Source organism: Rhodococcus cerastii (genome assembly GCF_033042195.1).
Classification (GTDB): domain Bacteria; phylum Actinomycetota; class Actinomycetes; order Mycobacteriales; family Mycobacteriaceae; genus Rhodococcoides.
Map to the genome: position 1 here is coordinate 350,260 of NZ_JAWLKF010000004.1, position 13,351 is coordinate 363,610.

The following is a 13,351-nucleotide window of genomic DNA, read 5'->3' on the forward strand; positions in this document are numbered from 1 at the left end:
AGTGAGAACAACCGCCTCGCGGCTGGTTGCCGTCGCCGGTGTCGTCCTGATCGTCGGCATGCTGCCGTGGCTGTCGAATCGCGATCCGGCACTGAGCATTCTGCGAGCTCGCTCGGCCGAACAGGAAGCAACCCCCGAGGCTCTGGCGGCCATTCGCCGCGACCTCGGTCTCGATGCCGGGCCGCTGCGGATGTTCTGGGACTGGCTCACCGGCATCGCGTCGGGCAATCCCGGAACATCGTGGAACACCGGCAAGCCCGTACTGCCCGGTGCCCTGGATGCATTGACGGTCTCGCTCACCCTCATGGGCTTCGCGATGCTGGTTGCGGTCGTCACGGCCGCACTGGTCGTGCTCCCCAGCGTGCGGGCGGGGTTGCGCGGCACCCCGAAGCGAACCGGGGGTGGCGTCGCCGCAGCGCTCACGTCGATGCCGGAGTTTCTGCTCGCCTCGGTGCTGGTCCTCGTCGGAGCCGTGTGGCTGTCGTTCCCGGCGTACGGCTGGAACGGCCCGGAGTACGCGGTGTTGCCTGCACTCGCGCTCGGGTTGCCTGCCGGCGGGCTGATCGGACGCCTTCTCGCCGACGCGATCGCCGTCACCTTCACCGAGGGCTGGGTCATCACGTGGACGGTCGCAGGATTCTCGCGGCGGCAGATCGCCGGTGCGGTTCTGCGACGCGCCCTCCCCGGGCTCGCATCGCAGATCGGGCTGATCATGGTCGCCATGACCGGTGGCGCAGTGGCCGTCGAAAAGGTTTTCGCCATACCGGGATTGGGCCGCACCACTCTCGGTGATGCGCAATCACAGGATCTTCCCGCCCTGCAGATCGACATCATCCTTCTGCTGGCCGTCAGTGCCGTTCTGGGGATTTCCGCCGAACTCGTGCGACGGCTACTGCTCGGCAGCGCCCTGCACGAGAAGGCGATGCCCATCCCGTCCGGCGTCTTCCACCCGTCACCCCGGCGTTGGGTGGTGCCGATCGCGGCGGCGTCGGTCCTGCTGATCATGGTCGTGGCCGGACTCCCACGCGACGGCCAGGCGACGACGCGGGAGAAGTTCGCGGCGCCATCATCGGCCCACCCCTTCGGTACGGACGCGTCGGGCCGAGATCTGTTGGCCCGCGTCGCCGACGGCGCACTGCGCTCCATCGGACTCTCGCTGGCGGTGACGTTCGCGGCCCTGGTGGTCGGCGTGCTGCTGGGACTGATTCCGCGGGCCTCGCGTGGTCTGGTCGAGGTCACCAATGCGGCACCGCCCGTCGTCACCGGCATTCTCATCGCGGCGATCTGGGGTCCGAGTGCAGGCGGGGCGGCCGTTGCCGTTCTCATCGTCACGTGGGCTCCGCTCGCCGCGCACACTGCCGCTCTGGTCGAGGAGACTCGTGCTCGGCCGTACATCTCCATTCTGCCGACACTCGGGGCAGGCAATGCGCGAATCCTGTTCGGATCCATCGTGCCCAGCGTCGTTCCGGTAGTTCTGCGGCACGCCATGATTCGGCTTCCCGGCGTCGCTCTTGCTCTCGCGGCCCTCGGATTCCTCGGCCTCGGTCCGCAACCCCCCACTGCGGATTGGGGATTGATACTGTCCGACGGGGTCGCCGCCGTCGAGCGGGCACCGTGGGTCACCGCCGCTCCGCTCGCGTCGTTGATCGCACTTGCCGTTCTCGCAGTCTCGCTCGCCGGTGCCACCTCGGGACGCGTGCGCAAGACCGGTAGCGTCATCGAGAAAGTCGACGCAGGAGGGCGCAGTACGTGAGCACGAGAACCGACGGATCGCCGACGCGGTGGCGGTGGTCGTTTCTGGTCGATCTGCGGCGGGCCACCCCCACCGTCCGCTTGCTCGTCCTCACTCAGATGACCTTCAACATCGGCTTTTTCATGGTGTTGCCGTATCTGTCGGTGCATCTGACGAGCGACCTCGGGCTCGGTGCCGCGGTCGTCGGAGTGGTTCTCGGAATCAGAACGTTCTCGCAGCAGGGATTGTTCTTCGTCGGTGGCACCCTCGCCGATCGGTGGGGTATCAAGCCGGTCGTTCTCGTCGGCTGTGTTCTGCGGGTGCTAGGATTTGTCGGTCTCGCCTTCGCCGATTCGCTATCTGCCGTGTTGATCGCGACGGTGATGGTGGGATTCGCAGCCGCATTGTTCTCCCCTGCAGTCGAATCCGCAGTGGCGATCGAGGCGGGCAAAAGCGAACGCGACGGCGGACCCACGCGCGTGGAGAGCTTCGCGCTGATGTCGGTGTGCAGCCAGATCGGCTCGTTCACCGGCCCGCTCGTCGGATCGGTGTTGCTGCTCGTCGATTTCAGGATCGCGTGCCTCGTGGCCGCGGCGATCTTCGTTCTGGTCGTCGCCGCTCACATGCGGTGGCTGCCGCGTGAGCGCGGCGAGCATCGCGACGACCCATGGCTCTCGGGCTGGACCGACGTGGTGCGCAACCGAACCTTCGTGCTGTTCGCGGTGGCGATGAGCGCGCAGTTGGTGGCCTACAACCAGCTGTACCTGCTGCTGCCCCTCGAGGTCGAACGCGCCTGGGGTTCGCAGACGGTGCTGGGGTGGTTCTTCGCGATCTCGGCAGTACTGGTGGTATCTGCGCAACTGCCCATCACCCGACGCGTCGCCGGGGTATCACCGAGGATCACGCTGCCGATCGGATTCGCCGTCATGGCAGTTTCTTTCGCCCTGGTCGCGGCATTCAGTCCCTTCGAGTTGGAAGGTCCGGTCGGTCTCGTCCCGGCCGCTCTGTTCGTGCTGCTGCTGGCGCTGGGGCAGATGATCGCCATGCCACAGGCCCGAGACCTGGTGCCGCGCATGGCCGCCGAACGTCGCCTGGGCTCGTATTACGGCTTCATGGCCTCGCTCGGGGGCATCGGAGTGCTCATCGGATCGACCGCACTCGGTGTGGTGATCGACGCCTCCCCCGACACCGGCTGGGGCGCAGCCATCCCATGGCTGGTCGCCGCCCTGTTCCCCATCGCCAGTGTCATCGGACTGCGCGTGGTGCTCGCTCGCCTCGACTGACCGCCCCCGCCGCCCCGGAGTCCCCGTCGCCCCAGAGTCCCCCACCCCCGAGTCCCCACCCCCGGAGTCCCCGCCGCCCCGGAGTCCCCGCACCCCGAGTCCCCGCAAATGCGCGCGCGTTTGTCATACGCGAGCAGATTCGTCTCCGATTCGACGCGATTCCCCGCGCACTTGGCGAATGCGCGCGAATTTGCTAACAGCCCCGGCTACACCCGAATCCCCAGCATCGAAGTTCGGCCGTGAACCGAGTGTCACCCCTGTCCCAAGGCGAGTGTTCACTCTCCCGCAGGGGGAGGGGTCAGAATGTCGATATGAACGGTTTGTTGACGATCGGTGAGTTCTCTCGGATCACGCACCTGTCGGTCAAGACGCTGCGGCGCTATCACGAGTCGGGTCTGCTCGAGCCTGCGACCGTCGACGACTACTCCGGCTATCGGTACTACGACACCGATCAGGTTGCCACGGCGCAGGTCATCAGCCGGTTCCGCACCATGCAGATGCCCGAGCGTGAGGTGCGGGCGATCATGCACACCCCGGACCCCGACGCCCGAGCCCGACTGATCACCGAACACCTCACTCGGCTCGAGCGGCAGTTGGACGACACCCGATCAGCGGTCACGGCCCTGCGGCGACTCCTCGACCCGACGCCACCGACCATCGAGGTTCGACGCATCCTCACCGAAGAGTGCTCTGTCGCAGCAATTTCCGAGATGGTCGACGCGTCCGAGGTGCTGGACTGGTACTCCGACGCGATGGCCGAGATCGACGCAGCCGTTTCCGACAACACCGGACCACCGGGTGGGTTGTACGACAACGAGTTGTTCACCGAGGGGCGCGGGGCCATGACCGTCTATGTCCCCACCGCACATACGCTCTCTCTGAACAGAATTCGGCCGATGACGCTGCAGCCGACCGAACTCGCGGTGACGGTCCATCATGGGCCCCACGACGATATCGACGTCACCTACGGCGCTCTGGGGATTTACGTGGAGACCAACGGCCTGGCCATCGCGGGGCCGGTTCGTGAGGTCTACGCCGTCGGGCCGCGCGATACGGACGATTCGACGCAGTGGCGCACGGAAATCGGATGGCCGGTGTTCGCGGCATCGCCGCGAACTCGGTAGTCAGCGACCCAACTGCCGGCTCGCGGCGTCGATTTCGGCATGACCGCCGATCTTCGCGTTTCGCCCCGCTCGATCTCCGGCCTTTCGGGCACCCTCGGAGTAGCCGGCGTTCGCGCTCTGGCCGCGCCAGTGTCCGCGCGCGGTCGAGGTCTGTCGATAGTAGTCGCGCAGTTCGATCTCCTTGTTGCGCAACACAAGCGCCGTACCAGCGCCCTGCTGCTCCTGTGCGATGGCCTTCGCCTCGGTGTCCTTCTTCACGTCACCGAGTCGTTGACCGATGCGCGACGCGAATGCGGTCTGGAAGTTGAGCCGCGCCGTCACCGCAGCGACCGGCACTTCCTCGCGCCGGGTGTAGCGTCGGCGATTCTTGATCTCGGTGACGGTACGGATGGCCGTCTCGGATTTGTAGGCACCGGACTTGATGTACGCGTCGGAGGCTCGCACCATCTGGATCAGCAGCGAGGAGTAGAGGGCTTCGGTGGTCTCGATGTCGGAGTCGAAACCGTAGGCGAACACCTGCGTCGACGATCGGGACACATCGCATTGGACGTCGTTGGCGTGTGCGATGGACACGAACAGGTGCACGTAGGTCTTGAGTCCACGCTTGCCCGGTTCTCCGATGGGGATCACCTTCTGGCTGGGTGTCGCCTGCCGTTCCCGTGACGCGCTGTGCGAACGAGCCACTGCCAGATCGACCGACGCCGACGTGGCCAGACGCTGAGCTGCCTCCATGAAGGCCTCGGCCTCGTGTGGATTGTCGGTGGACTCGGCCTGGCGCAGCAGCCCGCCGATCCGCGTCAGCATCTTGTCCGAACTCATGAGCGAAAGGCTACCGGCCCCTTACGACACGTCCTGGTTGACCGATTCAGGAACGCGATAACGACCACTGCGCGGTGCGATGTGTGCCACAGTACCCATCGACATATGTGTCGGGGGGAGCATCACAGCGAGATTCTGCGTGCCCATCTCCGGGCACATACCACCGCGTAGAAGTAAGTGGAGAGAACAATGGCGTCTTTGATCACGAAGGTGGCGGTGGTTGCAACGGCAGCCACGCTGCTGACGCTCACCGGATGTTCGAGCGACAGCGGTTCGGGCGGCGATTCGGGTGCTGCATCCGAAAATGCCGACGGCCGTGGACCTATCACCTATGTAGAGGGCCAGGACACCACCGAGACCGGTGTCGTCCAGCAGATCATCTCGGAGTGGAACTCCAGCCACCCCGACGAGCAGGTCACCTTCAAGGAGCAGTCCGCCGACGCCGATCAGGCCCACGACGACTTCGTCCAGCAGCTGCAGGCTCAGCAGAGCGACTACGACGTGATGGCACTCGACGTCGTCTGGACCGCCGAGTTCGCGGCCAAGGGCTGGCTCGTGCCGCTCGAGGGCGAATTCGCGCTCGACAACGGAGGCGTTCTGCCCGCAACCGTCGCCAGCGCGACCTACAACGGCACGCAGTACGCCGCACCGAAGAACACCAACGGTGGACTGCTCTACTACCGCAGTGATCTGCTCCCCGAGGCGCCCACCACCTGGGCCGAGCTCACCGAGGACTGCCAGGTCGCCCGGGACAACAACATCGACTGCTACGCCGGGCAATTCGCCCCGTACGAAGGTCTGACGGCCAACGCGTCGGAGATCATCAATGCGCACGGCGGATCCATCGTGGCCGAGGACGGCAAGACCCCCACCGTCGACAGCCCGGAGGCGAGGGCAGGACTGCAGACCCTCGTCACCGCGTTCGAGACCGGCGTCATTCCCGCTCAGGACACCACGTTCAAGGAGTCCGAGAGCCAGCAGGCATTCCAGGACGGTCAGACCTTGTTCCTGCGCAACTGGCCGTACGTCTACGGCACCGCGGCCGAGGAAGGATCGACTGTGGCCGGAAAGTACTCGGTCGCACCGCTTCCCGGAGTCACCGGAGTCGGCACCTCGACGCTCGGCGGATACAACGCCGCGATCAGCGCGTACTCCGAGAACAAGGCCACCGCTGCCGACTTCCTGCGATTCCTGCAGGGCGAGCAGGCTCAGCGCATCATCGCCGAGGGTGCACTGCCGCCCGTGCTTGCATCGCTGTACGACGACCCCGCACTGATCGCCGCGATGCCGTACCTTCCCGCACTGAAGGAATCCATCGAGAATGCAGTTCCGCGTCCCGTGACCCCGTTCTACCCGGCCGTATCGAAGGCCGTGCAGGACAACGTGTCTGCCGCGATCAAGGGTGAGAAGAACGTCGACCAGGCGATCACGGACATGCAGGCCGGCATCGAAACCGCCGGCGCCAACTGATTTCGGGAGAACCAATGGCTGTACCTGCTGGTGTGACCAGTGGGGCCGGCGCAACCACCGCGGCCGGGGGCTCGTCCCCCGGCCGCGGTCGGCATGTGCGGTCCAAGAACAAGCGCTTCGGGCTGACGCCTGGTCGGGCCTGGCTGCTGATCGCACCGACGCTGGTGATCCTCGCGATCGTCATCGTCTACCCGGTCGTTCGAGCTCTGGTGATGTCGTTCTCCAAGGATCCCGGTCTCGATCCGGCCACCGGCATGTTCGTCTCCGGCGGCTCTGCGGGTTTCGCCAACTACACGCATTGGATACTGCAGCAATGCACGTCGGCGTCGGGCACGCTGGTGCCCTGCCCGCCGGGAACTCTCGGTTCTCAGTTCTGGGGCGCGGTCGGCAACACCGCGTTCTTCACCGTCGTGACGGTGTCCATCGAGGTGCTCATCGGCTTCGCCATGGCCGTGATCATGGGCAAGACCTTCGCCGGACGGGCCCTGCTGCGCGCCGCGATCCTGATCCCGTGGGCCATCCCGACGGCGGTGACGGCCAAGCTCTGGTACTTCATCTTCGCGTACGACGGTATCGCCAATCGCATTCTGGGAACGAACATTCTGTGGACCGGTGACGCGTGGCCGGCGCGTTTCGCGGTCATCATCGCCGATGTCTGGAAGACGACGCCGTTCATGGCGCTGCTGATCCTGGCCGGGCTACAGATGATCCCGGCGGACGTCTACGAGGCAGCTCGCGTCGACGGCGCGTCGGCGTGGCAGCGTTTCACCAAGATCACGCTGCCACTGGTCAAGCCCGCGCTGATGGTCGCAATTCTGTTCCGCACCATGGACGCGCTGCGGATGTACGACCTTCCCGCCATCCTCACCGAAGGCAATCCCGCCACGCGAACCATCTCGATCCTGGTGGTGGAGCAGATCCGGCAGGGATTCAACAGCGCTGCGGCACTGTCGACCATCTCGTTCGTCATGATCTTCGTAGTGGCGTTCATTTTGGTCAAGTTCCTCGGTGCCAATGCCGTTGCCACGCAGGACACTCAGCGTAAGGGGGCCGGCCGATGAAGCAGGCCCGCATCTATCTCGGCGTCGTCGTCATTCTCGTCTGGGGGCTGGCACCGTTCTACTGGATGGTCGTCACCGCGTTCCGCGACCCGCGCTACACCTTCGACACGACGCCGTGGCCGACGCATGTCACGTGGGAAAATTTCGAAAATGCCCTGTCGACCGCGAACGGCAACAACTTTCTGCGGGCGGTGGGCAACAGCCTCATCGTCGGCGGCGCGACCACGCTGATCGCACTGACCATCGGCATCTTCACTGCATATGCACTCTCGCGCATCGACTTTCGCTTCAAATACGTGGTGACGGGCATCATCCTGGGTGCCTCGATGTTCCCGGTCGTCGCGCTGGTCACCCCGCTGTTCCAGTTCTTCACCAACATCGGGTGGATCGGCAGCTATCAGGCCATGATCATCCCGAACATCTCGTTCGTACTGCCATTGACGATCTACACGCTGGCGGCGTTCTTCGCCGAATTGCCCTGGGAGCTCGAAGAAGCCGCCCGGATCGACGGCGCCGGACGCTTCCAGGCCTTCCGATTGGTGATGCTTCCACTTGCCGCACCTGCCCTGTTCACCACCGCCATCCTCGCGTTCATCGCAGCGGTGAACGAGTACCTGCTGGCGAGTCAGCTCTCGAGTGACAGCACCGAGCCGGTGACCGTGGCCATCGCGCGGTTCACCGGCAACGATCCGCTCGTGGTGCCGTATGCGGCAATCATGGCCGCCGGGACCATCGTGGCCATCCCGCTGGTGATCATGGTGCTGCTGTTCCAACGCCGCATCATCTCGGGCTTGACCGCAGGCGGCGTCAAGTCGTGACGGCACAGGATCATCTGCAGCTGCTGGCGGGCATTCTGGGATTCTTCGCGCTGGTGGCGCTCGGGTTCGCTGTCGCCGGGATCATCGGAGGTGATCCCGGCGTACCGCCGTCGCTGGCGCTGCTGGGTCTGCTTGTCGCACTGTGGTTCACCGTCAAGAAGATTCGCTGACTCTCAGCGTGCGCGGATGGCACCTTCGATGTCTTCTGCACTGATCGACCGTGTGCAGAAGAACCAATCCTGGCATTCCACGTCGGAATCGGTACCGTCCATTCGGTCCGCGGCAGTACCGCACGAACCGGCCGGTGGCACGATGACCGGGTCGCCCGGGCGCCAATCTGCCGGCGTCGCAACGTCGAATGCGTCTGCGGTCTGCAGTGCCTTGATCAGACGCAGGATCTCGTCGAAGTTCCGACCGGTGCTCAGCGGGTAGTAGATGACTGCGCGCACCACACTCTTCGGGTCCACGACGAACACCGCCCGCACTGCCTTCGACGAGCTCTCGCCGGGCATGATCATGCCGTACGCCCGGGCGATGTCCATCGAGATGTCCTCGACCAGAGGGAATTCGACCTCGACACCGGACATCCCGTTGAAACTGATCTTGTCCTTGATCGTGCGCAACCACGCTATATGGCTGTACAGACCATCGATCGACAGGCCGACCAATTCGGTGTTGTAGTCACGCAATTCGTTTGCCATCGAGGCAAAGGTGATGAACTCACTGGTGCAGACGGGTGTGAAATCTGCGGGGTGCGAGAAGAAAATTACCCATTTTCCGCGGTAGTCGGCGGGAAAATCGATGGGCCCTTGCGTGGTGACTGCAGTGAACGACGGCGCGCGGTCTCCGATTCGTGGCTTTCCGACATCGGTCGCGGGCTCTGTCTGGGTGCTGGTCATGGTTGCCTCGTCCTGTGCTGTTTTCGTTCGAATATCGGGTGTGGTGGTCACGGGTGCCTGTAGTTGGCCTCGTAGGTTCTGCGGTCGCGTTCCGCACTGGGCGTAGCGCGTGGAATCGAGGCTGCGTCGATCCCGTGTTGCCCGAGCCGGAACGCGCGATAGATCAGATGCAGTGCGGAGGCGAAGTAGACGACCGGGACGAAGATCAGCATCATCATCAGACCCGCAATCCAGTTCGGCCCTGGAAACAGGAGGAACAGCAAGAGCACGGCGGCCAGTGGAACGAGGAATCGGGCCAGATAGCGCGGAGTGGATCCACGTCCGGTCAGGTCGTGGAGGACCCAATCCCGTAGGTCGTCCGGGAGGACGCCGCCGACGTCGTAGCGAAGACGCTGACCGAAGGTGGGAGTTTTCATGTCTTCGACCGTAGGTTCGCAGGTGCGCCCGGCACTGGGGTAGGAAGTCCCGACCTGTGCGCCGAACGACTCCGGTTATCGATCCGGTTCAGATCGCGGTGGAACCGTAGGCATCCAGCGTCATCGAGACGAACCTCGCCGACGCGGCGTTCGGTTTCGGGGTCCAGACGAGAGCCAACAGCGCTGCTGTGGTCGAGTCCGCCAGCTCCACCACAGTCAGTCGATCGCCGTAGGTATCGAGCATCGATGCGCTCAGAATTGCCACCCCTAGGCCGCGTGCAGCGAGGTCGGCGACTGCGTCGGGAGCGCTGGCCTGCAACGGGATCGACGGCGGCAGCCCCGCTCCGGCGCAGTCACGGTCGAACACCGCCCGCACTCCGGTACCCACGGGAAGCGAGACGACCGGGTAGTGATTCACCTGAGCCAACGTCGCCCGCTCGAGCGATGCCAACGGATGGTTCGGTGACACGGCCGCGCAGATTCGTTCCTCGATGATCACCATCGATTCCAGTCCGTCGGGGGCCCGAGCCGCGACGCCGACCAGTGCGAGATCCAGTTCCCCTGAGCGCACATCGGCTACCAGACGATCCGAATTCCCCTCCTGCAGAGCAAGTTCGACGCCGGGATACGCCGAACGGAAGCGGGCCAACGCGTCGAACAGTTGTGGGACGGTGCACGCGGTCACCATGCCGATCCGGACGGATCCACGTAGAAGTCCGGCAACATCGTCGACGGATTGCCGAACCGAGTCGGCGGCGGCCAGAGTCGCACGGGCGTGTGCCAGCGCGGCCTGGCCTGCGGTGGTCAATGTTGCTGTACCGCCGGATCTGTCGATCAATTCGGCACCGAGTTCTCGTTCGAGCGCGCGGATCTGGGCGCTGACGCCGGATTGGCTGATGTGAACTCGGGCAGCGGCGCGGGTGAAGTTCGCTTCCTCGGCCACGGCGACGAAGTACTCCAGCTGCCTCAGTTCCACTGCTGAACATCCAGATTCGGACCCTCACCGGCATCGAGTCTGGCGACGTTGCGCTTCGGGGCAGTCACGCGGTAGCTGCAGTCGATCAGTTCGGCGGCCTCGGCCCAGACGTCGTCGTCGGCGTCGGAGAGGTCGAATCCCACCCAGCCGGCCGGTCCGAGGTAGGCGGGGTGGAAGTACCGGGGTTCGAGCTCGCAGGCACGCTGTTCCTCGGCGCTCTCGCATTTGACCAGGATCGAGAGGTCGTGTTGGTCGCCGCCTTTGACGCCACCGCCGAAGTACACGAAGACCGAGGACGTGCGGAAGGTAGGCCGTCCGTGGGAGATCTTCTCGGACACCTCGGGATAGGCGAAGGCCAGCGCGCGGACGCGTTCGAGGACCGGATGCTTGGACGTGGGATCGATGGCCACCAGCACACGATAGCGCGCTAGCTTCAGCTGCGGCTATGAGTAGAACTTCTGATGGTCATCGGAAGCAACTGTTGGACTTCTGACCCGGTGCGCTCGAGACTCGAGGTCATGACACGGACACCGAAAGAAGTTGCCGCAACCTACTTCGAGGCCTGGAAAAGCAAAGATTTCGACACCCTGGCGTCGATCCTGCACGAGGACGCGACATTCCGGGGACCACTGGGCACAGCGGCCAACGGCGCGGAATGTGTGGCGGGATTGAAAGGAATGTCGGAGATCGTCACCGACATCGATATCACCCACGTCTTCGTGGACGGCCCCAACGTACTGACGTGGTTCGATCTGCACACGTCGATCGCCTCCCCGGCAAGCACCGCCAATTGGCAGCGAATCGAGGACGGAACAATCAGGGAAATCCGGGTGACATTCGATCCACGAGAAATCACCGCGGCCGGATAGACGAACGCCCACCGGTCCACTCGATGTGACATTCAGTGACCTTTTCGGGGGTCAATGTCACATCGAGTGGACCGGCGGGCGGGGGCAGTGGCGCGGATGAGTGCCGTCGCGGGCACTCAGTCACACCACTGTCGCAGGCATTTATGCGTCGATGATGAACGCTTCCAGCTGCTCGCGGGCGACGTCGTCGGCCAGCTGCTTCGGGGGGCTCTTCATCAGGTAGGCCGAAGCCGGGATGACCGGTCCACCGATTCCGCGGTCCTTGGCGATTTTCGCGGCGCGGACTGCGTCGATGATGACGCCTGCGGAGTTGGGCGAGTCCCATACTTCGAGCTTGTACTCAAGGCTCAGGGGAACGTCACCGAAGGCGCGGCCTTCGAGGCGGACGTAGGCCCACTTGCGGTCGTCGAGCCAGCCGACGTGGTCGGACGGTCCGATGTGGACGTCCTTGGCGTTGAATTCCTTCTGCAGGTTCGACGTGACGGCCTGGGTCTTGGAGATCTTCTTCGACTCGAGGCGGGTGCGCTCGAGCATGTTGAGGAAGTCCATGTTGCCGCCGACGTTGAGCTGCATGGTGCGGTCGAGCTGCACGCCGCGGTCTTCGAAGAGCTTGGCCATGACGCGGTGGGTGATGGTGGCACCGACCTGGCTCTTGATGTCGTCGCCGACGATGGGGACGCCTGCGTCCTCGAACTTCTTGGCCCAGACGGGGTCCGAGGCGATGAAGACGGGTAGCGCGTTGACGAAGGCGACGCCTGCGTCGATGGCGGCCTGTGCGTAGAACTTATCGGCTTCTTCGGATCCGACGGGGAGGTAGGACACGAGCACGTCCACCTTGGCGTCGCGCAGGGCCTGCGCTACGTCGACGGCGTCGCCGTCGGCCTCGGTGATGGTCTCGCGGTAGTACTTGCCGAGGCCGTCGAGGGTCGGTCCGCGCAGGACGTGGACGTCCTTCGGGGGTACGTCGGCGATCTTGATGGTGTTGTTCTCGCTGGAGAAGATGGCCTCGGAGAGATCGAAGCCGACCTTCTTGGCGTCCACGTCGAACGCGGCGACGAACTCGACGTCGCGGACGTGGTACTTGCCGAACATGACGTGCATGAGGCCGGGGACGGTGGCGTTCTCGTCCGCGTCCTTGTAGTACTCGACACCCTGGACCAGGGATGAGGCGCAGTTGCCCACACCCACAATGGCCACGCGGATTGCGTTGTTGTTCTCACCCATGGTCGGGTTCTCCTTCTGTCTTGACTGTCCTGTTTGGTGCTGTGCGGGACGGTGCTGGGTTGGGGTCGGCCTGCTCGGCTGCGATGACTTCGTTGAGCCAGCGCACCTCGCGTTCGCTCGATTCGAGACCGAGCTGATGTAGCTGCCGGGTGTAGCGGTCGAGTGTCCCGTTCGCCTTGGCCACAGCGTCGCGGAGGCCTTCTCGGCGCTCCTCGACCTGGCGACGTCTGCCTTCGAGAATGCGGACTCGAGCTTCCGCGGGAGTCCGACTGAAGAAGGCAAGATGTACGCCGAATCCGTCGTCGGTGTAGTTCTGCGGTCCGGTGTCGGCCACCAGTTCGGCAAATCGTTCCCTGCCGAGCGGGGTGAGCTGATACACCCGTTTTGCTCGTCTCTTCACGAGCAAGTCGGGACCGGCGTCCTCGGCGATGAGACCGTCGGTTTGTAGTCGACGGAGTGCCGGGTACAGCGATCCGTACGAAAACGCTCGAAAAGCTCCGAGCAGGCCGGTCAGCCGCTTGCGGAGCTCGTAACCGTGCATGGGTGATTCGAGAAGCAGTCCGAGAATTGCGAGCTCGAGCATGCAACTCCCCCTTCTCGAATCCAACGATCACATCATGACGATGCGATTGACCGCACTATCGAAGAATGTATCGCGCC

At 64.3% G+C, this 13,351-nt stretch carries 15 protein-coding genes; 8 read left to right on the forward strand and 7 right to left on the reverse strand.

The window, feature by feature from the left end:
* The first annotated feature begins 1 nt into the window (after position 1).
* From R3P93_RS10975 to R3P93_RS10985, 3 genes are all read left to right on the forward strand, one after another.
* The gene (locus R3P93_RS10975) at positions 2-1,753 is read left to right on the forward strand and encodes an ABC transporter permease subunit (RefSeq protein WP_217901106.1); all 1,752 of its coding nucleotides are present in this window, start codon (positions 2-4) and stop codon (positions 1,751-1,753) included.
* Positions 1,750-3,015: an MDR family MFS transporter gene (locus R3P93_RS10980; RefSeq protein ID WP_094687322.1), complete on the forward strand. Its 1,266-nt coding sequence runs from the start codon at positions 1,750-1,752 to the stop codon at positions 3,013-3,015. The genes R3P93_RS10975 and R3P93_RS10980 overlap by 4 nt, the downstream gene beginning before the upstream one ends.
* Before the next feature lie 311 nt (positions 3,016-3,326).
* A complete protein-coding gene (locus tag R3P93_RS10985; protein ID WP_094668540.1) occupies positions 3,327-4,139 on the forward strand; it encodes a MerR family transcriptional regulator in 813 nt (270 codons plus the stop codon).
* Here the strand turns inward: R3P93_RS10985 and R3P93_RS10990 are convergent, their stop codons facing one another.
* A complete protein-coding gene (locus R3P93_RS10990) occupies positions 4,140-4,958 on the reverse strand; it encodes a DUF2786 domain-containing protein (protein ID WP_094668539.1) in 819 nt (272 codons plus the stop codon).
* Positions 4,959-5,147: 189 nt separating this feature from the next.
* Between R3P93_RS10990 and R3P93_RS10995 the strand changes: the two genes are divergently transcribed.
* The 4 genes from R3P93_RS10995 to R3P93_RS11010 are packed head-to-tail and all read left to right on the forward strand — an operon-like array spanning position 5,148 to position 8,477.
* Positions 5,148-6,428, forward strand: coding sequence for an ABC transporter substrate-binding protein (locus R3P93_RS10995; RefSeq protein WP_094687298.1), 1,281 nt, complete (start codon positions 5,148-5,150; stop codon positions 6,426-6,428).
* A gap of 14 nt (positions 6,429-6,442) precedes the next feature.
* Positions 6,443-7,489 carry a carbohydrate ABC transporter permease gene (locus tag R3P93_RS11000; protein WP_317533018.1) on the forward strand — a complete coding sequence of 349 codons (1,047 nt, stop codon included), beginning with the start codon at positions 6,443-6,445 and terminating at the stop codon, positions 7,487-7,489.
* Entirely contained in the window at positions 7,486-8,307 is an 822-nt protein-coding gene (locus tag R3P93_RS11005; RefSeq protein WP_068047507.1) for a carbohydrate ABC transporter permease, read from the forward strand. Before R3P93_RS11000 ends, R3P93_RS11005 begins: the two co-directional genes overlap by 4 nt.
* On the forward strand, positions 8,304-8,477 hold the full coding sequence (locus tag R3P93_RS11010; RefSeq protein ID WP_317533019.1) for a hypothetical protein: 174 nt from the start codon (positions 8,304-8,306) through the stop codon (positions 8,475-8,477). The genes R3P93_RS11005 and R3P93_RS11010 overlap by 4 nt, the downstream gene beginning before the upstream one ends.
* 3 nt (positions 8,478-8,480) lie before the next feature.
* On the opposite strand, the gene R3P93_RS11015 is transcribed toward R3P93_RS11010, so the two are convergent.
* From R3P93_RS11015 to R3P93_RS11030, 4 genes are all read right to left on the reverse strand, one after another.
* Positions 8,481-9,206 carry a peroxiredoxin gene (locus tag R3P93_RS11015; protein WP_317533020.1) on the reverse strand — a complete coding sequence of 242 codons (726 nt, stop codon included), beginning with the start codon at positions 9,204-9,206 and terminating at the stop codon, positions 8,481-8,483.
* A 47-nt stretch (positions 9,207-9,253) separates the two neighbouring features.
* Entirely contained in the window at positions 9,254-9,622 is a 369-nt protein-coding gene (locus R3P93_RS11020; protein ID WP_094668537.1) for a DUF5313 family protein, read from the reverse strand.
* 88 nt (positions 9,623-9,710) lie between these two features.
* Entirely contained in the window at positions 9,711-10,598 is an 888-nt protein-coding gene (locus R3P93_RS11025; RefSeq protein WP_317533021.1) for a LysR family transcriptional regulator, read from the reverse strand.
* Positions 10,589-11,008, reverse strand: coding sequence for an MmcQ/YjbR family DNA-binding protein (locus R3P93_RS11030; RefSeq protein WP_306437681.1), 420 nt, complete (start codon positions 11,006-11,008; stop codon positions 10,589-10,591). The genes R3P93_RS11025 and R3P93_RS11030 overlap by 10 nt, the downstream gene beginning before the upstream one ends.
* Before the next feature lie 108 nt (positions 11,009-11,116).
* Between R3P93_RS11030 and R3P93_RS11035 the strand changes: the two genes are divergently transcribed.
* Positions 11,117-11,467 carry a nuclear transport factor 2 family protein gene (locus R3P93_RS11035; RefSeq protein ID WP_068047527.1) on the forward strand — a complete coding sequence of 117 codons (351 nt, stop codon included), beginning with the start codon at positions 11,117-11,119 and terminating at the stop codon, positions 11,465-11,467.
* Positions 11,468-11,608: 141 nt separating this feature from the next.
* Here the strand turns inward: R3P93_RS11035 and R3P93_RS11040 are convergent, their stop codons facing one another.
* Complete coding sequence (locus R3P93_RS11040) at positions 11,609-12,691, reverse strand: inositol-3-phosphate synthase (RefSeq protein WP_032396939.1); 1,083 nt, start codon at positions 12,689-12,691, stop codon at positions 11,609-11,611.
* On the reverse strand, positions 12,684-13,274 hold the full coding sequence (locus R3P93_RS11045; RefSeq protein WP_068047497.1) for a PadR family transcriptional regulator: 591 nt from the start codon (positions 13,272-13,274) through the stop codon (positions 12,684-12,686). Before R3P93_RS11045 ends, R3P93_RS11040 begins: the two co-directional genes overlap by 8 nt.
* Positions 13,275-13,351: the final 77 nt, after the last annotated feature.

Bases quoted from the DNA above. Each gene is read 5' to 3' on its own strand.
- R3P93_RS10985 (WP_094668540.1), top strand. From the start codon at position 3,327: ATGAACGGTTTGTTGACGATCGGTGAGTTCTCTCGGATCACGCACCTG.
- R3P93_RS10990 (WP_094668539.1), bottom strand. From the start codon at position 4,958: ATGAGTTCGGACAAGATGCTGACGCGGATCGGCGGGCTGCTGCGCCAG.
- R3P93_RS10995 (WP_094687298.1), top strand. From the start codon at position 5,148: ATGGCGTCTTTGATCACGAAGGTGGCGGTGGTTGCAACGGCAGCCACG.
- R3P93_RS11000 (WP_317533018.1), top strand. From the start codon at position 6,443: ATGGCTGTACCTGCTGGTGTGACCAGTGGGGCCGGCGCAACCACCGCG.
- R3P93_RS11005 (WP_068047507.1), top strand. From the start codon at position 7,486: ATGAAGCAGGCCCGCATCTATCTCGGCGTCGTCGTCATTCTCGTCTGG.
- R3P93_RS11015 (WP_317533020.1), bottom strand. From the start codon at position 9,206: ATGACCAGCACCCAGACAGAGCCCGCGACCGATGTCGGAAAGCCACGA.
- R3P93_RS11020 (WP_094668537.1), bottom strand. From the start codon at position 9,622: ATGAAAACTCCCACCTTCGGTCAGCGTCTTCGCTACGACGTCGGCGGC.
- R3P93_RS11035 (WP_068047527.1), top strand. From the start codon at position 11,117: ATGACACGGACACCGAAAGAAGTTGCCGCAACCTACTTCGAGGCCTGG.
- R3P93_RS11040 (WP_032396939.1), bottom strand. From the start codon at position 12,691: ATGGGTGAGAACAACAACGCAATCCGCGTGGCCATTGTGGGTGTGGGC.
- R3P93_RS11045 (WP_068047497.1), bottom strand. From the start codon at position 13,274: ATGCTCGAGCTCGCAATTCTCGGACTGCTTCTCGAATCACCCATGCAC.